At 64.2% G+C, this 20057-nt stretch carries 11 protein-coding genes; 4 read left to right on the forward strand and 7 right to left on the reverse strand.

Going from position 1 to position 20057, the window contains the following annotated elements:
• Positions 1 to 29 precede the first annotated feature (29 nt).
• Both hisN and PNI01S_RS21190 read left to right on the forward strand, forming a co-directional pair.
• Positions 30 to 818: a histidinol-phosphatase gene (gene hisN, locus PNI01S_RS21185; protein WP_084358965.1), complete on the forward strand. Its 789-nt coding sequence runs from the start codon at positions 30 to 32 to the stop codon at positions 816 to 818.
• 155 nt (positions 819 to 973) lie between these two features.
• Positions 974 to 2068, forward strand: a complete 1095-nt coding sequence (locus tag PNI01S_RS21190; RefSeq protein WP_084358966.1) for a LacI family DNA-binding transcriptional regulator — start codon at positions 974 to 976, stop codon at positions 2066 to 2068.
• Positions 2069 to 2181: 113 nt separating this feature from the next.
• Here the strand turns inward: PNI01S_RS21190 and PNI01S_RS21195 are convergent, their stop codons facing one another.
• The 5 genes from PNI01S_RS21195 to PNI01S_RS21215 form a co-directional block, all read right to left on the reverse strand.
• Positions 2182 to 5271, reverse strand: a complete 3090-nt coding sequence (locus PNI01S_RS21195) for an efflux RND transporter permease subunit (RefSeq protein ID WP_084358967.1) — start codon at positions 5269 to 5271, stop codon at positions 2182 to 2184.
• On the reverse strand, positions 5268 to 6383 hold the full coding sequence (locus PNI01S_RS21200; RefSeq protein WP_084358968.1) for an efflux RND transporter periplasmic adaptor subunit: 1116 nt from the start codon (positions 6381 to 6383) through the stop codon (positions 5268 to 5270). Before PNI01S_RS21200 ends, PNI01S_RS21195 begins: the two co-directional genes overlap by 4 nt.
• A gap of 71 nt (positions 6384 to 6454) precedes the next feature.
• Entirely contained in the window at positions 6455 to 7072 is a 618-nt protein-coding gene (locus PNI01S_RS21205) for a TetR/AcrR family transcriptional regulator (protein WP_084358969.1), read from the reverse strand.
• Positions 7073 to 7295: 223 nt separating this feature from the next.
• On the reverse strand, positions 7296 to 8282 hold the full coding sequence (locus PNI01S_RS21210; protein WP_084359004.1) for a slipin family protein: 987 nt from the start codon (positions 8280 to 8282) through the stop codon (positions 7296 to 7298).
• A gap of 568 nt (positions 8283 to 8850) precedes the next feature.
• A complete protein-coding gene (locus tag PNI01S_RS21215; RefSeq protein ID WP_143514266.1) occupies positions 8851 to 9357 on the reverse strand; it encodes a hypothetical protein in 507 nt (168 codons plus the stop codon).
• Between the two features lie 209 nt (positions 9358 to 9566).
• On the opposite strand from PNI01S_RS21215, the gene PNI01S_RS28400 reads away from it, so the two are divergent.
• The gene (locus PNI01S_RS28400; protein ID WP_143514267.1) at positions 9567 to 9809 is read left to right on the forward strand and encodes a hypothetical protein; all 243 of its coding nucleotides are present in this window, start codon (positions 9567 to 9569) and stop codon (positions 9807 to 9809) included.
• Positions 9810 to 10357: 548 nt separating this feature from the next.
• On the opposite strand, the gene PNI01S_RS21225 is transcribed toward PNI01S_RS28400, so the two are convergent.
• Both PNI01S_RS21225 and PNI01S_RS21230 read right to left on the reverse strand, forming a co-directional pair.
• On the reverse strand, positions 10358 to 10759 hold the full coding sequence (locus PNI01S_RS21225; protein ID WP_084358971.1) for a response regulator: 402 nt from the start codon (positions 10757 to 10759) through the stop codon (positions 10358 to 10360).
• A 96-nt stretch (positions 10760 to 10855) separates the two neighbouring features.
• Positions 10856 to 11161 carry a hypothetical protein gene (locus tag PNI01S_RS21230; RefSeq protein WP_084358972.1) on the reverse strand — a complete coding sequence of 102 codons (306 nt, stop codon included), beginning with the start codon at positions 11159 to 11161 and terminating at the stop codon, positions 10856 to 10858.
• Positions 11162 to 11543: 382 nt separating this feature from the next.
• Between PNI01S_RS21230 and PNI01S_RS21235 the strand changes: the two genes are divergently transcribed.
• Positions 11544 to 20054 carry a glycoside hydrolase family 94 protein gene (locus PNI01S_RS21235; RefSeq protein WP_218191857.1) on the forward strand — a complete coding sequence of 2837 codons (8511 nt, stop codon included), beginning with the start codon at positions 11544 to 11546 and terminating at the stop codon, positions 20052 to 20054.
• Positions 20055 to 20057 lie beyond the last annotated feature (3 nt).

The raw sequence follows: 20057 nt of genomic DNA on the forward strand, positions 1-20057 counted from the left end.
GTTACCCAAGCAGACCGAGGACTCAAGTGATGTCGCTTTCCGAATCCGAACTTGCCTGCCACCTGAGCTTCGCCCAGGAGCTTGCCGATGCTGCCGCTGCGCAAGTGCTGCCGTACTTTCGCTCCACCTATGAGCTGGAGAACAAGGACGCGGGGCACTTCGACCCAGTGACTACAGCGGATCGTGCTGCTGAAAGATTGATGCGCGAGCTGATTGCGCAACGCTATCCGGACGACGGCATCCTGGGTGAAGAGGAGGGCAGGGTAGTCGGCCGTTCGGGACGTCACTGGGTGCTGGACCCCATCGATGGCACTCGGGCATTCATCACCGGGCTTCCCCTGTGGGGTGTGCTGGTGGCGTTCAACGACGGCAACCGTCCGCTCGTGGGCGTGGTCGACCAGCCCTTCACCCGCGAGCGCTTCTGCGGAAATGGCGCGCGGGCCTGGCTCAATGGCCGCGTGATTGGCTGCCGTCCCTGCGATCGCCTGGAGCAGGCAAGCATCATGAGCACCAGCCCGGAGAACTTCGCCACTGCCGGGCACCAGCAGTCCTTCCAGAGGGTCGCCGGGAGGGTGCGCATGACCCGCTATGGCGGTGACTGCTACGCCTTCTGCATGGTCGCCCTGGGGCAACTGGATGCGGTCATCGAGCCTGCCCTCAAGCCGTACGACATCCAGGCGCTGATCCCGATCATCGAGGGGGCGGGCGGCGTCGTCAGCACCTGGGAGGGTGGCGACGCGCAGCACGGCGGTGCTGTCGTGGTAAGCGGGGACCGGAGGCTTCATGAGCAGATCCTCGCGAGCCTGGCCGGTGGCTGAGCCGCTTGCCAACTGATTTCAACTGTTGCGCCTCGGTGCCCGAGCAGGGCCCGGGACGGGGCTCACGGTCTGGCATAGGTTGTCGGCAGCCGGTCCGGGAGCCCTTTTTTCTGTCGTCAACGCGGTAGCCCGCGTCATATCCAGAGGTGCTTGCGATGATATCCATGAAGGACGTAGCGCTTGCCGCGGGCGTTTCACAGCCAGCGGTCTCCTACGCCTACAGCGGCTCGCCAAAGGTATCGGCGGCGCAGCGTGAGCACATCTTCGCGGTCGCCGAGGAGCTGGGCTATCCGGGACCCAACCTGCGCGCGCGCAGCCTGCGCTCGGGGCGTATCGGCGCCATCGGGCTGATCGTCATGGACCAGCTGTCCTACGCCATCGACGACCCCTGGGCCACCGCACTGCTGCGCGGCATCAGCAATATCAACGAACTGTCCAACGTCGCCCTGACGCTGTTCCCCATGAACAGCCGGCGTCTGGAAGAAGATGGCCAGGGCGGCGACGTACACATGGCGGTGCGCGGCCTGGTGGACGGGCTGATCATCTCGACCCTGCCGGACGATCATCCGACCATCCAGTACCTCATCAAGCGCAAGATCCCCTTCGTCGTGGTCGACTCGCCACGCATCGAGGGCGTGCCCTACGTGGGGATCGATGACCGTGGTGCCGCGCGCGAACAGATGCGCCACGTGCTTGGCCTGGGCCATCGGCGGATAGGCATTCTGCTGGAGCGCCTCAAGCCTGACGGCTATCGCGGCATGGTCGACGAGAGACGCTACAACCGCTCCACCGAAATGATCGTTCGCGAGCGCCTGACTGGCTACCTGGAAGAGGCCGCCACGGTTGGCCTGCGCTTCGAGGACCTGCACGTGATCGAAGCCGGCGGCTTCGATACCGTGGTGGGCAAGGCCGCCGCCGAGACCCTGCTGCGCAAGCAAGAAGTGACGGCGGTGGTCGCCTGCTCGGACGTCATGGCGTTGTCTTGCCTGGCAGCGGCCCAGTCGCTGGACGTCGCCGTGCCGGGCGATGTCTCTGTGGTCGGTTTCGACGACATCCCGGAAGCGGCCGAGAAGGGGCTGACCACCATCCGCCAATCGCTATTGGAAAAGGGCGAGTGCGCGGCGAGGTTCCTTACCGATCTGCTGCATTCGCCTGAGTCCAGAATGCTGCCGCCGAAGGTAAAGATCTACCCGACCAAGCTGGTCGTCCGGACTTCCACGTCCCAGCCCAAGGCGTTTGACGGCGGATAGCGGCCGTTTGCTGACATTGGTGAAAGGCCGCAATCGACCCAAAGCTGCCGTTCGGGAAAGGCCGAAACCGGCCGTAGCTGATGACACACCGGTTATAACAACCACTGGGTGGTTCATGCAGGCCGTGCCTGCGTAATTGGACTGTGGTAGATCGGGCGGATGCCGAACCAGATCGCGTACATGGCCGGCAGGAACACCAGGGTCAGCACGGTGCCGGCGAAGGTACCGCCGATCAGGGTGTAAGCGAGCGTGCCCCAGAACACCGAATGGGTGAGAGGGATGAACGCCAGGATCGCAGCCAACGCGGTAAGAATCACCGGTCGGGCACGCTGCACGGTGGCCTCGACCACGGCGCGGAACGGATCGAGACCTGCCGCCTCGTTCTGGCGGATCTGCCCGATCAATATCAGCGTGTTGCGCATGAGGATGCCAGACAGCGCGATCAGCCCCACCAGCGCGTTAATGCCGAACGGTTGCTGGAACAGGATCAGTGTCGGCACTACACCGATCAGCCCCAGCGGGCTGGTGAGAAAGACCATGATCATCGCGGCGATCGAGCGCACCTGCAGGATGATAATGATCAGCGTGACGGCCAGCATGATCGGGAATAGCGGCAGCATGGCCTTGCTGGCTTTGCCCGATTCCTCGATGGAGCCCGCTTGCTCGATGCGATAGCCGCTTTGCAGCCGTTCGATGATGGGTTGCAACTGCTGGCTGATGGCGGTCGACACGTCTGGCGGCTGTAGGCCTTCAGCGATATCGCCGCGCACGGTGAGGGTCGGCATGCGATCCCGCCAGCGCATGATCGGCTCTTCCATGCGCACTTCCACTTCGCCCACCTGCGACAGCGGGATGCGCTGACCATTGGCACCGGCCAGGGTGAAATCCATCATCCGCGCCGGGTCGAAGCGAATATCACCGGCGGCACGGGCCATCACCTGTACCGTGCGGATGTCTTCGCGCACGGCGGTAACGGGCACGCCGCTGAGCAAAAACTGCAGTTGCTGCGCGACGGCACTGGAGGTCAGCCCCACCGCTTGCAAGCGATCCTGCTGCAGATTGAAGTGCAGCGTGGGAACTCGGGTGCCCCAATCGGTATTGACTGTGCGCATCAGCGGGCTGGCCTCCATCACTTGGCGCACCTCGGTGGCGATCTCACGCAGGCGCTGCGGATCCGGGCCGGTGATCCGGTAGGCCACCGGATACGGCGAGTATGGGCCGAACACCAATTGACTGACACGTACCTGCGCCTCGCTGGCCAGCCCCTCGGCAATCGCCTTGCGCAGCCTGTGCTTGAGCGCCTCGCGCTCTTCCGGGTTGTCGGTGCGTACGACGATCTTGGCGAACGACGGATCTGGCAACTCTGGGCTCATGGCCATGAAGAAGCGTGGCGCGCCCTGGCCGACGTAGGCCGTGACGATCTTCGCCTCTGCCTGTTGGGCCAGCCAGGTCTCGACTTTTTCCGCAGCGGCGCTGGTCTGGAGAATCGAGGTGCCATAAGGCATCTGTACCTCGACCATCACTTCGGGGCGGTCGGATATGGGGAAGAACTGCTTCTTGACCAGCGCCATGCCGAGCACGGTCGTCACGAACAGCCCGACCACTGAGCCTGCGACCAGCCACTTATGGGCGATGACCTTACCCAAAATCCGACGAAAGCGGTTGTAACGCGGGGTGTTGTAGATTGCGTCGTGACCGCCCTCGACCTTCTTGATCGCCGGCAGCAGCTTGACGCCGAAGTACGGCGTGAAGATCACCGCGACCAGCCAGGAGGCGATCAATGCGATACCAACGATCCAGAACATGTTGCTGGTGTATTCTCCGGCCGTGGAGCGGGCGAAACCGTTGGGCATGAAGCCGACGGCAGTGACCAGGGTGCCGGAGAGCATCGGCGCCGCTGTGTGGCTCCAGGCGTAAGCAGAGGCTCGCACGCGGTCGTAGCCTTCCTCCATCTTCACCACCATCATCTCGATGGCGATGATCGCATCGTCCACCAGCAGACCTAGGGCGAGGATCAGCGAGCCCAGGGTGATGCGATCGAAGTTCTTGCCGCTGGCGGCCATCACCACGAAGACCATCGCCAGGGTCAGCGGCACCGCCACTGCGACCACAACGCCGACGCGCCAGCCCATGCTGACGAAGCACACCAGCATGACCACCAGCAGCGCGACGAAGAATTTGATCATGAACTCGTCGACGGACGCGCTGATGTTGACGGCCTGGTCTGTGACCTTGCTCAGGCTCATGCCCAGCGGTAGTTCAGCGTTGATCTGCTGCGCCTCATCGTTCAAGGCCTTGCCCAGATCGAGCCCGTTCCAGCCTTCACGCATGATGATGCCGAGCAACAGGGCCGGTTCGCCGCCGTTGCGAATCAGGAAGGTGGCTGGATCTTCGTAGCCGCGCTTGACCGTGGCGACATCGGAAAGCTTCAAGGTGCGACCTTGAGCGATGATCGGGGTGTCACGAATCTTCTCTAGTTCATCGAAAGCACCATCCAGGCGCAGGAACACGTCTGGGCCGAGGGTTTCCACGGAGCCGGCCGGGGTCAGGGCGTTCTGCCCATTGAGCGCGGCGAACACGTCCTGTGGGCCGATGCCTAGGGTGGCCAGGCGCTCGTGGGAGAACTCGACAAAGATGCGCTCGGCTTGCTCGCCGATGATGTTGACCTTTTTCACGCCGGGTACATGCAGCAGACGCTGACGCAGGGTCTCGGCGTCGCGCACCAGGTGGCGCTGCGGCTCGCCCCTGGCTTTGAGCGCGAACAGGGCGAAGGTGACGTCCGAATACTCATCGTTGACCATCGGGCCGATAACCCCGGCAGGCAGCGTCTTGGCCTCGTCGCTGATCTTCTTGCGCGCCTGGTAAAACTCCTCGGGCACCTCTGAGGGTGGGGTGGTGTCGAGCAGCGACAGGGTGGTGAACGCCAGCCCCGGGCGTGTATAGGTCTCGCTGCGGTCGTACCAGCGCAGTTCCTGCAGGCGTTTCTCGATTTTCTCGGCGACCTGATCCTGCATTTCCTGGGCGGTGGCCCCCGGCCAGGCGGTGACAATGGTCATTACCTTGATGGTGAAGGCCGGGTCTTCTGCCCGCCCGAGCTTGAAGAAGGCGACCAGACCCGCCAGGGAAATCAGGCAGACCAGGAACAGGGTGACGGAGCGCTCGCGCACGGCGAGTGCGGAAAGGTTGAAACGACCTTCGCTCATGGCTGGCCTTCCTCGGTTGCCGCCACGGTGACCGGCTCGGCCAGGCGAACGGCTTGGCCGTCGCGCAGTAGGTGCGCACCGAGAGCGACGATCTGGTCGCCCGGCTTGATCGCGCCGCTGATGCGGGCGCTCTCATCATCCAGCGACTGAACGCTGACGGGCGTCCACTCCACGTGCGCCGGTTCTCCGCGAATCACCCAGATGCCAGGCCCGTTACCTCCGTCGTACAGAGCGGCAATGGGCACCTGCACTGCGCTCGTTAGGGCGGTCTGCTGCTCGCTGATTTGCACGGTGATGGTGGTGCCCAGCGGCGCGTTAGCCAGCTCGTCATCGAGCACGTAGCGCGCCTCGAAGGTGCGGGTCTGGCGGTCGGCGACATCCGACAACTGGCGCAGCCGGGTGGCGACGCTGATGTCTTGCCTGCCGAAGAGTCTGGCCTCAGCAGTGGAGCCGACTGCCGGGCGTAGGGTTTCCGGCAGTTGCACCAGCGCTTCGCGTGGGCCGGCATGTGCGAGCCGTACGACGGCCTGGCCGGCGCTGACCACCTGGCCTGGCTCGGCCAGTGTTTCCATGACGATGCCATCGGCATCGGCGAGCAACTCGGCGTAGCGGGTGGCGTTATCGGCAACCTTGGCTTGTGCCTCGGCTGCACTGAGTTGCGCGCGAGCCGCATCCGCCGCTGCCTTGTATTGGTCGTAGGCGGATGCCGACACCGCGCCAGTGCCGCGTAGGGCGCGGTAACGAGCTTCGTCATCGCTGGCCTGCCGAGCCCTTGCTCGCGCGGCGGCCACCGCCTCGCGCTGTGCATGAGCGGCGAGTTGCAGGTCGATAGGATCCAGACGCAAAAGCACCTGGCCACGCTTGACGGTCTGGCCGGTATCGACCAGGCGCTGCAACACCTTGCCGGACACGCGGAAACCCAGGTCGCTCTGCACTCTGGCCGCGACGATGCCGGTGAAGGAACGTGATGTAACGGTTGCCGACTGGATGATGGTGGCGCGAACCAGTGGCGCGTCAGTGCGGGGATCGGGGGGCGTCTGGTCGCTGCAGGCGACTAGCACGAACGGCATCACGCCGACCAGAGTGGACAAAAGGAGGTTGCGCCGGCGCATGAGGAACCCGTTGCGAAGTCGTAGGAAGCCTCACTTTGATTCTAGTGACCAATTTAGTCAATAGTCACTAATCAGGGTGACAGACTCCGCAACACTAGGCTGGACAGCAGGGTCGGAGCTTCAGCGGTGGTTTCGAGCCCGTACTGGAGCAGCAGCGGGTTAAAATAGGGGCGCATGATCAAGTGGATCGCGCGGGTGGTTTCGTCCAGGGGCGTCTTGCGCTCGAAGTCGCCGCTCTGCCGGCCCTGCTGCAGGATCTCGCGAAGGGTCTGCTCGATGAAGCCTTCGTAGAGCAAGGTTGCCGGCCAGCGCCCGTAGGCGGCGGAGGCAGCTATCTCGTAGAGTTTGCGATCCTGGAAGAACAGCTGCAGGCAGGCTTCCACTAGCGCCTTAAGCATGCGCCGTAGCTTCTCGGGCGGGCTGTCCACCTCATCGATGGCGGCCCTTACCTCGGTCTGTATCTGCTGCAGGCAGTTCGAGCAGATCATTTCGCCGATGGCCTGCTTGGACTCGAAGAACTTGTAGATATAGGCCTTGGAAAAACCGATGGCCTTGGCCAGGTCGGAAACCGTGGTCTTCTCGTAGCCATACAGGCGGAAGTGCTCGGTCGCCGCTGCTACGATCTGATCACGCACCTCGTGATCCATTGGGCCACGTGCTGCAACTTTGGGGGAGGGGGTCTTGTTCATGGGTGATAGCCTACAGAGCGGCATGGTGATAGACAATTAGTGACTAAAATGTATTATGGTCACAAATTCTGCGATCTCCTCCTTGCCCTGGAAGAACATCCCACGCCGTCGAAGCAATTCCTCGTTGTACTGATGAGCACCGGCCTGGTGGCAGGCTCGATCTAGAGAACTGATGATAGCGATGCCGATAGTCCGCTATTGGCCGGAAGCGGACAAATCCTGTCTAAGGAACGGCTGCATCAACCCGTTCGGCGTGCACGCCCGCTGTGCTGCGTTCATCCTGGCTGCGCCCCATTGTTGACGGTCTGTCGATGTTCGCCTGCACATTGACTCGCGGACTCTCATGCGAAGGTTCGTCGCTGGCATGGATCGTACCGGCCTGGGTGGCCACCGCAGCTGCGACGGCGACAGTCGGATTCATGCTGTCGACCATGGAGCTGGGAATGAGGATGGTGGTTCCGCGCTCCTTGGTGGTCTCGTAGATGATGTTCATTGCGCGCAACTGCAGGGCCGTAGGCTGACCGGCATAGATCGTGGCTGCTTCCACAAACCGTCCGGCGATTTCCGCTTCTGCTGAGCCCAGGATGATTCGCGCCTGCTTCTCGCGTTCAGCCTGCGCCTGGCGTGACATGGCGTCCTGCAATGCCACCGGGATGGCCACGTCGCGGATCTCCACCGAGCCGACGGTGACACCCCATTTCTGGGTCTTTTCACCAATCTCGCGGCACAACTGCTGATCGGAGCTGCTTCGATCGGATAGCAGCGCGGCCAGCATCGACGAACCGATCATTTCCCGCAGAGAGGTCTGTGCTACCCGGTCGATGGCCTGCCGGTAGTCGGTGATAGCCAGTGCCGCTTTGCGGGCGTCGTGCACGTGCCAGAAGATGATGGCGTCGACGTTCACCGGCACTGTATCGCGAGTCAGTGCCTGCTCGGCATTGAACGCCGTGGTCTGGATTCGCTCGTCGATCACAGCGACGACGCTGTCCAGGACCGGAATGATCATGAACAGTCCGGGCCCGCGCACGCCTTGCAGGTTACCTGCGCGCAACACGACGAATTTCTGCCAGGTATTGGCCATCTTGAGGGACAGCGAGACGACCAGTGCGCACACCAGCACAACGATGCCCACAACCGAGTGGCCAAGGTAGATGAGGACGGCACCGATGGCCGTCAGAACCGTGACGATGAAGAGGGTGATGGGGTTCATGGTGTCCTCCTGCATTCAAGCGCAACGCTCATTTGAAGATTGCGCCTGAGGCGTTCGTCTGTCTGTGCGCTAGACCACTGGAGCAATCCGCTGGGAAGGGGCCCGCGAGCACTGCCGGTATTTGTGAGGGGCTAAGCGCGCTTGCGTACCGACGCCAGGAGTTGCGACCTGCCATGGTTGCATTCCGTCAACACCGAGCTGGCCTGGCGTTTCGGTACGTCCTGGCGATCAGCAGTGATCGGCTCACCAGAGGTCGCCATGAAAAAACAACCGGGAACAGTTCCTGACAGCCCGTCGCCAGCCGGTGGGGGTGTCAGGCCCACACTGCCGGGCGGTGAATATGGCTCTCCCGCCGAGCGATATTCATTTCGAGATCGCGACAAGAAACAGCCGACGCTGCCGCCATCGGTTGATCCGGCTGAAGACCCATCACAGGCTCCGCACAAGTCTCCGGGCGATCCCTCGGAGGAGTAGTTCCCGCCGAGCGTGCGATGGCGCACGGAGGGCCATCCTGACGCTGTTGTCCGTCGGCTGCCCGAAGTCGGCCGCTGCGTCGTCATGTGCCAACTCAGACCAGGCTGATGTCCATGTGCGCACCGACTCCGGGCGCTCTTTCGATGACTTCGAAGGCGCGCAGGGTTTCGCGCGCCGAGTGGGTCTCGGCAAGCAGAACGACATTTCCTGGCAGGAGGGTGTACCCGAAGGGATGGTCGTCCTGGCTGAAGTTCGCCGAAGCGCCGATTGCCGCGCCCGCCAGCCCTCCCACGACAGCACCCCAGCCCAGCAATTCGAGCAGCGGCGAGCCGCCGAAGAGGCCTGCTCCGGCGTTCGTCATGGCGATTGCGAGCAGCGCACTGACCAGCAGGCCGAACAGCGCCCCGACGGCAACGCCCTTGATGACCTGCCTGAAGGGGCGCCGCTTCGCGCGCAGGCGCCCGGAGGGCACCAGTTCCTGGTTGTCGAATATGCGCACTCGATCCAGACGAATGCCTAACCCCAACAGGTCCTGTTTCGCGCAATCGGCCTGTGATCGTCGGGTGAACACACCTGAGACCTGATGGCAGTAGTGGGTCATGGTTGCTCTCCTGCAGCGCGACCTTTCGAACCAGTTTCCAGCATCCGCGAAGCCAAGGCGTCGGTCCGTCTGTTAACGCACGTACCGGTGCCCGTTATTGGGTGACCAGCGCAAGTGGGCTACCGCACCGACAACCTGGTGAAAGGTTGTCATTGTCGCTCCCTCCACACTCTGCAAGGTGCAGGAGTGGGAAGCGCGGCGAGGCGACCATGAACCAGACAGGCAAGCAAGGCCCCCATGGCGGGGCCGCTGAACCCAAGGGGAAGACTCATCCGCAAGGCAGACGCAACGAAGCGCCGCGTTTGCCGGGCTCAGATAACTACTCCAATCCGAAGACCAGAGCGGAAGCGGTACTCCAGCAATCGCTGGAGGTCGATTCTGCTGGAAATCCGACCTATCGACCGGAGAAGGGCACGAAGCCCGGCCGCGCCGGAGATGTTCATGACCAGTGATGCGCCATCGATGGATGACTACAGAAAACGCAGTGTGGCGGCGGGTCTGCGGCGCCAATGGCGGCATGCGGTGATTCTCTGCAGGAGGGCATGGCGTCAGCTGTCCATGACGACACACCCTGTGCCGCAGGCCAATCGCCAGATCAGGGTGAAAGAAACGCCGGCGGTTCGGCGCAGGCCGCGTCGTTGATCGTGCAGCTGCCGGTTACGATGGAGGTCACCAGAGCCGATGAACAGATTGTCACTGATCGCTGCCGGGAAAATGCTCGACACCTGGCTTCCGGGTTACTCATGCGCACTCTCTCGGTCCGCCATGGGCTCCATCAGCCTTCAGCTCATGTCCTTCCTGCAGAGGGAGGGGATTACGTTCGTGGGCATCGGCCAGCATTGCCTGCAAGGCGCGCAAGCGCTGAGAACGCTCAGTCAATGGTTGCAGGGAGAGCTGGCCCTCGTCTTCACCCCGCCTGCAGAGGAAGCACAGGTTCCGGCACGCAGAGTTACCGAGGATGAGAGCCTGGACTTCGAGTGTCAGTAGCCGTCGATTGCAATCAGGGCTCCTCCTCACCACCAGGCGTCCTTCGTTCCGGGAGCGCACGAAGAGTGCCCTCGAGCGTTGCGAGGTCCCATGGCTTGGCCAGGAACGTCGAGTTCTCGAGCGGCTTTCTGCGCTCCGGTCCATTGAGTCCCGAGGTGATCACGACGGGCGTCGAGGGACAGTGCTGCAGAGAGAGTCTGGCAACGTCGTAGCCGTCGAGCAGCCCGACCATCTGAATGTCGGTGATGATCAGATCCACCCGCGTGTCCGGCTGCTTCAGGTGCTCGATTCCATCTTCGGCGCTGGAGAAGGCGGTGACCTGCGCGTCGAGAAGATTGGCCAGGATCTGCGTCATCAGAATGCGGACGGTCAGCTCGTCCTCCAGCAGGAGGATGTGCGGTGAAATACTGCCCATGTCGTTGTCATCCAGTCCAGGTTGCCAATGCTTGAAAGCTCCCGTGGGACAGGGAGCGCTCGGCTATGTGATCCTCTGCTGGTGTGCGGGCGCCCATCATGGCTTGCCTCCAGTATCCCCGGGCAAGCTCGGCGCCTGGTCTTCCGCACGGGCTGATGTGGCCGCGGTTTCCTTCGGCAACGTGGCCTCTATCTGATGCGGCGCCTCCACTCCCAGTTCCTCCAGCATGGGTAGCAACTCGGTGCAGAACTGCTGCAACTGGGTCTCGGAGAGCGCCGCAAAGCCATGGGCGAGGATGTAGCGGGCGATCACATCCTGCGGACTGTCCGGCGTGAACGCCGATTGCGCGATCAGATGGCGCAAGTCCTCGTAGAACCGTGCATTGATGTCGTTCGATTCCATGACAGTCACCTCTTCAGCGGGCTAGGGAATTGCCCTGAGACGTATCGGCGCTCGGGGGCTGGACGTGCATTCGATGCATGGAACGGAACCAGCGTTTCCTGTGGGGGAGGCAATGACACAGGCCATTGATTAGACGACCTGCCTTTCATTGGAATAGTGCGATAAGAATGATCAATGCGCCTGGCAGGCACCGAGCCGAGCCTCAGGCGGCCCTTAAGTGCGCAACCGCACCGACGTCGTAGTCCTGGTCTGCGAAGGTTGGACTCAGGCATGCCCCACTTCAGGAGCCTCCGGGTACCGACAGAGGGGGCTTTCTCTGTACGTGCCACCCTGGCGCTCGTGTCGACCTGCCAGGTTTCCGACGCACTTCCGGAGCATTGCCATGATGTCGCTCCATTTCCGGGCCTTGCGCCGCGGCCGATCGAAGCCTCCCTGGGACAGTCTGGTACCGGTTCGCGAAGAACTCTTCGGCATCGAACGGCTCGAACAGCACGCGCAGAGCCTGGCCCTGGCACAACAAGTGACGGATACGCCAAGGCGTGTACTGCCGTTGCATGTGCGCCTGGATGACAACGCCCTTGTCCTGCTGGCTGCCTACCGAGCCAGCGCTGTCGAGTTGGAAAGGGGCAATGGTTTGGTACCGGCTGCCGAGTGGCTGCTGGACAATTACCACATCGTCGAAGAACAGATCCGTGAGGTCCGCGACGACCTGCCGCCTAGCTACTACCGGCAGTTGCCCAAGCTCGCCGATGGACCGTTCGCCGGCTACCCGCGGGTCTTCGGCCTGGCCTGGGCCTTCGTGGCGCACACCGACAGCCACCTCGATGTGGAACTGCTGCAGCGCTTCATCCATGCCTACCAGCGAGTCCAGCCACTGACCATTGGCGAACTGTGGGCGGTGGCGATCACCCTGCGCATCGTCCTGATCGAGAACCTGCGGCGCCTGGCCGAGCAGATCAGCGCCGGCCGCATAGCCCGTGCCGATGCCGATGCCCTGGCCGAGCGCCTGCTCTCGCCAGGGCACGCTCGCTCGGCGCTGGAGGCGGATATCGCCGCGCGCTCGACCGGTCCGCTTTCCGAGGTGTTCTCAGCCCAACTGGCCAAACGCATGCGCGACCAGGACCCGCGCACGACACCGACACTTGGTTGGCTCGAAGAGCGCCTGCACGCACAGGGCGTCAGCGTCGAAGCGGCGGTCCAGCATGCGCAGCAGCGCCTGGGCGCCTCCAATGTCACAGTGCGCAATGTGATTACCAGCATGCGCCTGATCTCCGATATCGACTGGGCACAGCTTTTCGAGAGTGTCAGCCTGGTCGACGCGCGGCTGCGCGACGGCAGCAACTTCGCTGCCATGGACTTCCCCACTCGTAACCTCTATCGCAGCGCCATCGAACAGTTGGCGCGCGGCTCGTGCCTGGACGAGCTCCAGGTGGTCGATCACGCCCTGGAGGCTTGCCGTCTGTCTGTTGCCGAACATCCGGAAGGCGAAGACCCACGCCGTGAATCCGATCCCGGGTTTCATCTGATTGCTGAAGGCCGCCCGACGCTGGAGCGCGCCATCGGCTTCAGCCCGACGCTGCACCTGCGCCTGAATCGCTTCAGCGTGCGCCTGGGCATGGGCGGCTACATCGGTACCATCGGCCTGCTCAGCCTGGTGCTGCTGGGATTCGTATTCCATCTGCTGAATCAGCCTGCGCCCTCCTGGGGCTGGATGCTGGCCTTCCTGGCCTGCCTTTGCGTTCCGGTGACCGAAGTGGCCACGGCACTCATCAACCGCTTGGTGACCTGGAGCTTTGGCGCGATAACGCTGCCTGCGCTGGAACTCCTGGCCGGCGTGCCACAGGCGTTGCGCACCGTGGTGGCGGTGCCGACCTTGCTGACCACTGAGGCCGATCTGCTGGAGCAGATCGAGCGGCTGGAGGTCCACCATCTCGCGGGTATCGGCGGTGACCTGACCTTCGTGCTGATTCTCGATGGCGTCGACGCGCCACAGGAGGTCCTGCCCAGTGATGCACCGCTGCTCGCTGTTGCGGCTGCGGCCATCGACCGCCTGAATCGGCATTACGGCCAGGGGCCCGGCGGCCAGCGCTTCTTCGTGCTGTTTCGCAGGCGCTGCTTCAACCCTGCCGAGGGCTGTTGGATGGGCTGGGAGCGCAAGCGCGGAAAGTTGCATGAACTGAACCGGCTGTTGCGCGGCGCCACCGATACCAGCTTCGTGGCGATTGCCGGAGAGCCGCCGCGAGTGCCGAGCGAGGTACGCTTGGTCATCACCCTCGACGCCGATACTCGCCTGCCCCGCGAGGCGGCCCTGCGCCTTATCGGCAAGATGGGCCACCCGCTGAACCAGCCGCGCTTCGATGCCCTGCAGCAGCGAGTGATCAACGGCCACGCGGTACTCCAGCCGCGGGTGACGCCATCGCTGCCGATGGGCGGGGAGGGCTCGTTGTACCAGCGCGTCTTTTCCGGCCCGGCAGGCATGGACCCCTACGCGGCGGCGGTGTCGGACGTTTATCAGGATCTGTTCGGTGAAGGCTCCTTCACCGGCAAGGGGATTTATGACGTCGATGCCTTCGAGCGCGCGATGGCCGGCCGGGTTGCGGACAATCGACTGCTCAGCCATGATCTCTTCGAAGGCATCTTCGCCCGCGCAGGGCTGGCGTCGGATGTCGAGGTCGTCGAAGAGTCGCCGTCGCGCTTCGATGTGGCGAGCAGGCGTATGCACCGCTGGACCCGCGGCGACTGGCAGCTATTGCCGTGGATGCTCGGCCACTGGCGCGGGCCGCAGGCGATGCCGTTGATCGGCCGCTGCAAGATGCTCGACAACCTGCGCCGGTCGCTGGTCGTGCCCTTCGCCCTGGCCAGCCTGCTGCTCTGCTGGTGGCTGCCATTGCCGCAGGCACTGCTGGCCGCGACGTTGGTCATTCTGACCCAGGCGATCCCGCCGTTACTGCCGATCTACTGCGCGTTGCTGCCAGCGCGCTCCGGTGTTCGATTACGCAGCCACTTCGCCATGCTCGGCGCCGACTTCCGTCGTGCGTTGCTGCAGATCCTGCTGTCGCTGGCCTTTCTGCCAAACGATGCCTCGAGCATGGTCGATGCCATCCTGCGCACGCTTTGGCGGATGTACGTCAGCCAGCGCAACCTGCTGGAGTGGACCACTGCCGCACAGTCCTCACGCAAGCCGCGCCCTGGCTGGCTCGGCAGCTATCGGCAGATGGCCGGCGGGACGGCCCTCGCCGCATCGGCCGGCATCACCGGGTTGGCATTGCAGCCGGCGAACTGGTTGCTGATCCTGCCATTGACCCTGCTCTGGTTGAGCGCGCCTCTGCTCGCGTTCTACAGCAGCAGGCCCACGCAGCCGTCGCGTCGTTCGGGCCTGGAGGAGGATGACGCAACCGCACTGCGCCTGTGCGCACGGCGAACCTGGCGCTTCTTCGAGACCTTCGTCACGCCGGCGGACAATCTGCTGCCGCCGGACAACTTCCAGGAGCAGCCCAGGCCTGTGCTGGCTCACCGCACCTCGCCTACCAATATCGGCCTCTACCTGCTGTCCGCGGTGGCCGCTCGCGATTTCGGCTGGGCCGGCGGCCTGCAGACGCTTGAGCGCCTGGAAGGCACCCTGGCGGTGCTGGAGAAGCTGCCGCGCAGCCACGGCCATTTCTTCAACTGGTACGGAACCCGCGACCTGCGGGCCCTGGAACCGAGGTACCTGTCCTCGGTGGACAGCGGCAACCTGGCTGGGCACCTGATCGTGCTGGCCAACGCGTGCGAGGAGTGGCGCGCAAGCCCGCTGGTGGAGGAAGCCCGCCAGGGCCTGCTCGACACCCTGCACCTGGCACGGCAAGCCGTTGCAGCGCTGCCGCTGGCTGAAGATGTCGCGTTGCTGCAGGTGAAGGCCGACGTGCGGGAGATTCACCGGGCCCTCACCGGCCCACAGTCGCTCGACGCCTTGCTGCCCGCTCTCGGGCACCGCGCGGAAAAGGCCGTGCGGGGCGTCGCGGGCCTCGCGCCGGCTGGCGAGGAGGGCGGCGACCTGTCGTTCTGGTTCGACGCACTGCGCAGGGCCTTCGCCGAGCACAGCCGAGACCGACGGCATGGCCATGAAAAGGCATTGGGCCGACGCCTTCAGGCTCTGGCCGATACGGCGCGCCGGCTGGCACTGGAGATGGATTTCGGTTTCCTGCTCAACCAGGAGCGCAAGCTGCTGTCCATCGGCTATTGCGTGGACGACAACCGCCTGGACCCTAATTGCTACGACCTGCTGGCCTCCGAGGCGCGCCTGGCCAGCCTGTTCGCCATCGCCAAGGGCGACCTGCCGACCCGCCACTGGTTCCGCCTGGGCCGCACGGCCACGCCGGTGCCCGGTGGCTCGGCGCTGATCTCCTGGTCCGGCTCGATGTTCGAGTACCTGATGCCCTCGCTGGTCATGCGGGCGCCGGCCGGCAGCCTGCTGGAACAGACCAATCGCCTTGTCGTGGCGCGGCAGCAGGCCTACGGCGCCGCGCTGGGCATCCCCTGGGGCATCTCCGAATCGGCCTACAACGCCCGCGATCTGGAATTCACCTACCAGTATTCGAACTTCGGCGTGCCGGGTCTTGGTCTCAAACGCGGGTTGGCCGAGAACGTTGTCATAGCGCCCTATGCCACGGCGCTGGCGACCATGGTCGATGCGCAAGGGGCGCAGCGCAATTTCGATCACTTGACAGCCGTCGGTGCGCTCGGCCGCTATGGCTTCTACGAGGCTCTGGACTTCACCCGCTCACGCCTGCAGGACGGGGAAAGCGTCGCCATCGTCTGCAGTTTCATGGCCCACCACCAGGGCATGAGCATCGTCGCCATCGCCAATACCCTGCAGCACGGGCGCATGCGCTGCCGCCTGCATCGCGAGCCGATGATCCAGGCCAGCGAACTGCTATTGCAGGAGCGCGTCCCGCGCGATGTGGCGCTGGGGCATCCCCGCGCCGAGGAAGTAACGGTAGCGCCCAGCGACACCATTGCCGATGCGTCCACGCTGCGCCGAGTCGATGCAATGCTCGATGGGCCGCCGATCACTCATCTGCTGTCCAACGGCCGCTACGCATTGATGCTGACTGCCAGCGGTGGCGGCTACAGCCGCTGGGGAGATATCGCAGTGACGCGCTGGCGCGAGGATGCCACCTGCGACGACTGGGGCAGTTTCATCTTCCTGCGCGACCTGCAGAGCGGCGCACTGTGGTCGGCCACGGCGCAGCCTGGCGGACAACCGCTGGAGAATGGCGAGGTACTGTTCGACGAGGACCACGCCGAGTTCATCCAGCGCGACGCCGCGCTGCTGACCAGCCTGGAAGTACTGGTGTCCGGAGAGGACGATGGCGAGGTGCGGCGGGTGTCGCTGACCAACCATGGTCGCCGTGCACGCGAAATCGAACTGACTTCCTATGCCGAAGTGGTGCTGGCAACGCCGGCAGCCGATGGCGCGCATCCGGTGTTCTCGCGGATGTTCGTACAGACAGAATACCTTGCCGAGTTCGGCGCCCTGGTCGCCACGCGACGCCTGCGCTCGCCGGACGATCCGTCGATCTGGGCAGCCCATTTCGCAGTGGTCGAGGGCGAGGTGATCGGCGAGACGCAGTATGAGTCCGACCGCGCCCGCTTCCTCGGCCGTGGCCGAACCCTGCGGGAGGCGCAGGCAGTTCTGGGCCACCGTGCCCTGGGCAACTCCCAGGGCAGCGTGCTCGATCCGATTTTCTCCCTCCGCCTGCGCCTGCGGGTGGCACCCGGCAAGGTTGCACGGGTGGCATTCTGGACACTGGTAGCCAGTACCCGGGAAGCCTTGCTTGACCTGATCGACAAACACCATGAACGCAACGCTTTCGAACGCGCCAAGACCCTAGCCTGGACCCAGGCCCAGGTGGAATTGCGCGACCTGGGCATCGATGCCGAGGAGGCCGCCGATTTCCAGCGCCTGGCGGCGCCGATTCTCTATGCGGATTATCGCTGGAGGGCACCGCAGGAAGCCCTCCGGCGCGGCGCAGGGCGCCAGTCCGGGCTCTGGCCGCTGGCGATTTCCGGAGATTTGCCGATCGTCCTGTTGCGCATCGACGAAATCGACGATTTGTCGCTGCTGCGGCAGCTCCTGCGCGCCCGCGAGTACTGGCGGATGAAGGGCCTGGACGTTGACCTGGTGATCGTCAACGAACGAGCCTCGTCCTATGTCCAGGATCTGCAGACCGCCATCGAAACCGCCGTACGCAGCAGCCCCTCGCGTCAACGCAGCGAGGGCCAGGCCTCGCGCGGCGCCGTGTACACCTTGCGCGCCGACCTGATGACCGTGGAGGCGCGGGAACTGCTGAACGCCGTGGCGCGGGTCAACCTGCTGGCGCGCCGCGGCCCCATCGCTGCCCACCTGGGGCGTCTGCCGCCGGCCAAGCCGCAGCCGTCTGCCGCCCGGCATGCACCGGCGGCCTTGCCGCTGCTGCCCGCGACCGAGGTAACGAGCAGTGATGAGCTGCTGGAATTTTTCAACGGGCTGGGCGGCTTTGCGCTGGGCGGGCGCGAGTACCACATCGTTCTGAACAATGGCCACACGACCCCGGCGCCGTGGATCAATGTGATCGCCAATCCAGCGTTCGGCTTCCAGGTCTCGGCGGAAGGCAGCGGCTACACCTGGGCAGGCAACAGCCGGGACAATCAGCTCAGCCCCTGGTCCAACGACCCGGTCATCGATCCTGCAGGTGAGGCTTTCTACCTGCGCGACGAAGACAGCATGGCATTGTGGGGCGTTACCGCCCGGCCGATCCGCGACGCAGGCTTGTACCGCGCCGCCCATGGTTTCGGCTACAGTCGGTTCAGCCACACAGCCCACGGTATCGAGGCGCAGCTGCTGCAGTACGTGCCGCTGGATGACCCGCTGAAGATATCGCGGCTCACACTGCGCAATGCCTCCGGCCGGCCGCGCCGGCTATCGGTGACGGCTTACGTGGAATGGGTACTGGGTACCGCGCGCGGAGCCTGCGCCCCTTTCATCCTGACTGGGGTGGATGTCGACAGCGGCGCGCTACTGGCACGTAACCCGTGGAGCATCGCTTATTCTGAGCGGCTGGCTTTCGCCGACCTGGGCGGGCGGCAGAGCAGCTGGACCGCCGATCGCGGCGAATTCATCGGCCCTGCCGGTAGCCTGTCGGCTCCTCGGGCTCTGCTCGGCGCCGCGGCGTTGTCGGGCGCCACCGGCGCTGGCTTCGATCCTTGCGCTGCCCTGCAATGCATCGTCGAGCTGGGTGTCGGCGAGTCCGTGGAAGTGCTGGCGTTGCTGGGGCAAGCCGGATCGGACGAAGAGGTTCGTGGTCTCGTGGAGCGATATCGCAGCATCGATCTCGATGCGGTATTGGCCGATGTGACGCGGTACTGGCAGCAGCGGCTGGGCGCAGTCCAGGTGCGCACGCCTGATCGCGCCATGGACCTGATGCTCAACGGCTGGTTGCTCTACCAGACGCTGGCGTGCCGCATCCATTCCCGTTCGGCGTTCTACCAGGCCAGCGGTGCTTATGGTTTCCGTGACCAGTTGCAGGATGGTCTGGCGCTGTCTTTCGCCTGCCCAGAGCTGACCCGCCATCACCTGCTGCGGGCCGCCGGGCGCCAGTTCGTCGAGGGCGATGTGCAGCACTGGTGGCTGGAACAGACGGGGCAGGGAGTGCGCACGCGAATCTCCGATGACCGGGTCTGGTTGGCCTATGCCTGTGCCAGCTATATCGAGTCATCCGCGGACCTTGCGGTGCTCGACGAAATGCTGCCTTTCCTCGAAGGGCCACAGCTGCATCCTGGCGAGAGCGATACGTTTTTCCAGCCGATGCTTGCGGAGGAGAGCGCTTCACTGTTCGAGCACTGCGCTCGGGGCCTGGACCAGTGCCTGGAGATGACCGGCGCCCACGGCCTGCCACTGATGGGGAGCGGAGACTGGAACGACGGAATGAACCGTGTGGGCGTCGGCGGGCAGGGCCAAAGTGTGTGGCTCGGCTGGTTGCTGTTGCATACCCTGGAGCGCTTCGGTGCTCTGGCCGAGGGGCGTGATGAGGTGCGGTGCGTGCGCTGGCGGAAACATTCGGCGGCGCTGCAGCTGGCCTTGGAGGAGCATGGCTGGGATGGCCAGTGGTATCGCCGAGCGACTTTCGACGACGGCACCTGGCTCGGCTCGGCGGCCAGCGACGAATGCCGGATCGATTCCATCGCCCAGTCCTGGGCGGTGCTCTGTGGCGGCGCGAATCCCGAGCGCGCAGCCACTGCCATGGCCTCGCTGGAGCGCTGGTTGATCCGTCAGGATGATGGGTTGGCCTTGCTGTTCACTCCACCCTTCGATCAATCGCCGCGCGATCCTGGCTACATCAAGGGATATCCGCCGGGCCTGCGCGAGAACGGCGGGCAATACAGTCATGCGGCGATGTGGAGCATCCTGGCGTTTGCCCGTCTCGGTGAGGGCGACAAGGCGGCCGGGCTGTTCTCCCTGCTCAACCCGATCAACCATGCACGTACCGCAACAGAGGTGGAGTGTTACAGGATCGAACCCTATGTCGTCGCGGCCGATGTCTATTCCGTTGAACCCCATGTCGGGCGTGGTGGCTGGAGCTGGTACACCGGCTCCGCTGGCTGGATGTACCGTGCGGGGGTGGAAGGGATTCTGGGGCTCCGGCGCGAGGGTGCAAGTCTGCTCATCGATCCGTGTATTCCGCTGGACTGGCCGGGGTTCGACGCCAGCGTGACGGTGGATAGTTGCCATTACAGCATCGTCGTGGCCTCGGCCGGGACGCACTGCCGCGGCATCCAGCGTGCGCTTCTGGATGGCCTTTCACTGGTCTGCGGCGAAAGCCCGGTGCGGGTGCCGCTGGCGGTTGGCGAGCATCGCCTCGAGCTGTTCCTGTAAACT

The sequence above is a fragment of the Pseudomonas nitroreducens NBRC 12694 genome (assembly GCF_002091755.1).
Lineage (GTDB): Bacteria > Pseudomonadota > Gammaproteobacteria > Pseudomonadales > Pseudomonadaceae > Pseudomonas > Pseudomonas nitroreducens.

Bases quoted from the DNA above. Each gene is read 5' to 3' on its own strand.
- hisN (WP_084358965.1), top strand. From the start codon at position 30: ATGTCGCTTTCCGAATCCGAACTTGCCTGCCACCTGAGCTTCGCCCAG.
- PNI01S_RS21190 (WP_084358966.1), top strand. From the start codon at position 974: ATGATATCCATGAAGGACGTAGCGCTTGCCGCGGGCGTTTCACAGCCA.
- PNI01S_RS21195 (WP_084358967.1), bottom strand. From the start codon at position 5,271: ATGAGCGAAGGTCGTTTCAACCTTTCCGCACTCGCCGTGCGCGAGCGC.
- PNI01S_RS21200 (WP_084358968.1), bottom strand. From the start codon at position 6,383: ATGCGCCGGCGCAACCTCCTTTTGTCCACTCTGGTCGGCGTGATGCCG.
- PNI01S_RS21205 (WP_084358969.1), bottom strand. From the start codon at position 7,072: ATGAACAAGACCCCCTCCCCCAAAGTTGCAGCACGTGGCCCAATGGAT.
- PNI01S_RS21210 (WP_084359004.1), bottom strand. From the start codon at position 8,282: ATGAACCCCATCACCCTCTTCATCGTCACGGTTCTGACGGCCATCGGT.
- PNI01S_RS21215 (WP_143514266.1), bottom strand. From the start codon at position 9,357: ATGACCCACTACTGCCATCAGGTCTCAGGTGTGTTCACCCGACGATCA.
- PNI01S_RS28400 (WP_143514267.1), top strand. From the start codon at position 9,567: ATGAACCAGACAGGCAAGCAAGGCCCCCATGGCGGGGCCGCTGAACCC.
- PNI01S_RS21225 (WP_084358971.1), bottom strand. From the start codon at position 10,759: ATGGGCAGTATTTCACCGCACATCCTCCTGCTGGAGGACGAGCTGACC.
- PNI01S_RS21230 (WP_084358972.1), bottom strand. From the start codon at position 11,161: ATGGAATCGAACGACATCAATGCACGGTTCTACGAGGACTTGCGCCAT.
- PNI01S_RS21235 (WP_218191857.1), top strand. From the start codon at position 11,544: ATGATGTCGCTCCATTTCCGGGCCTTGCGCCGCGGCCGATCGAAGCCT.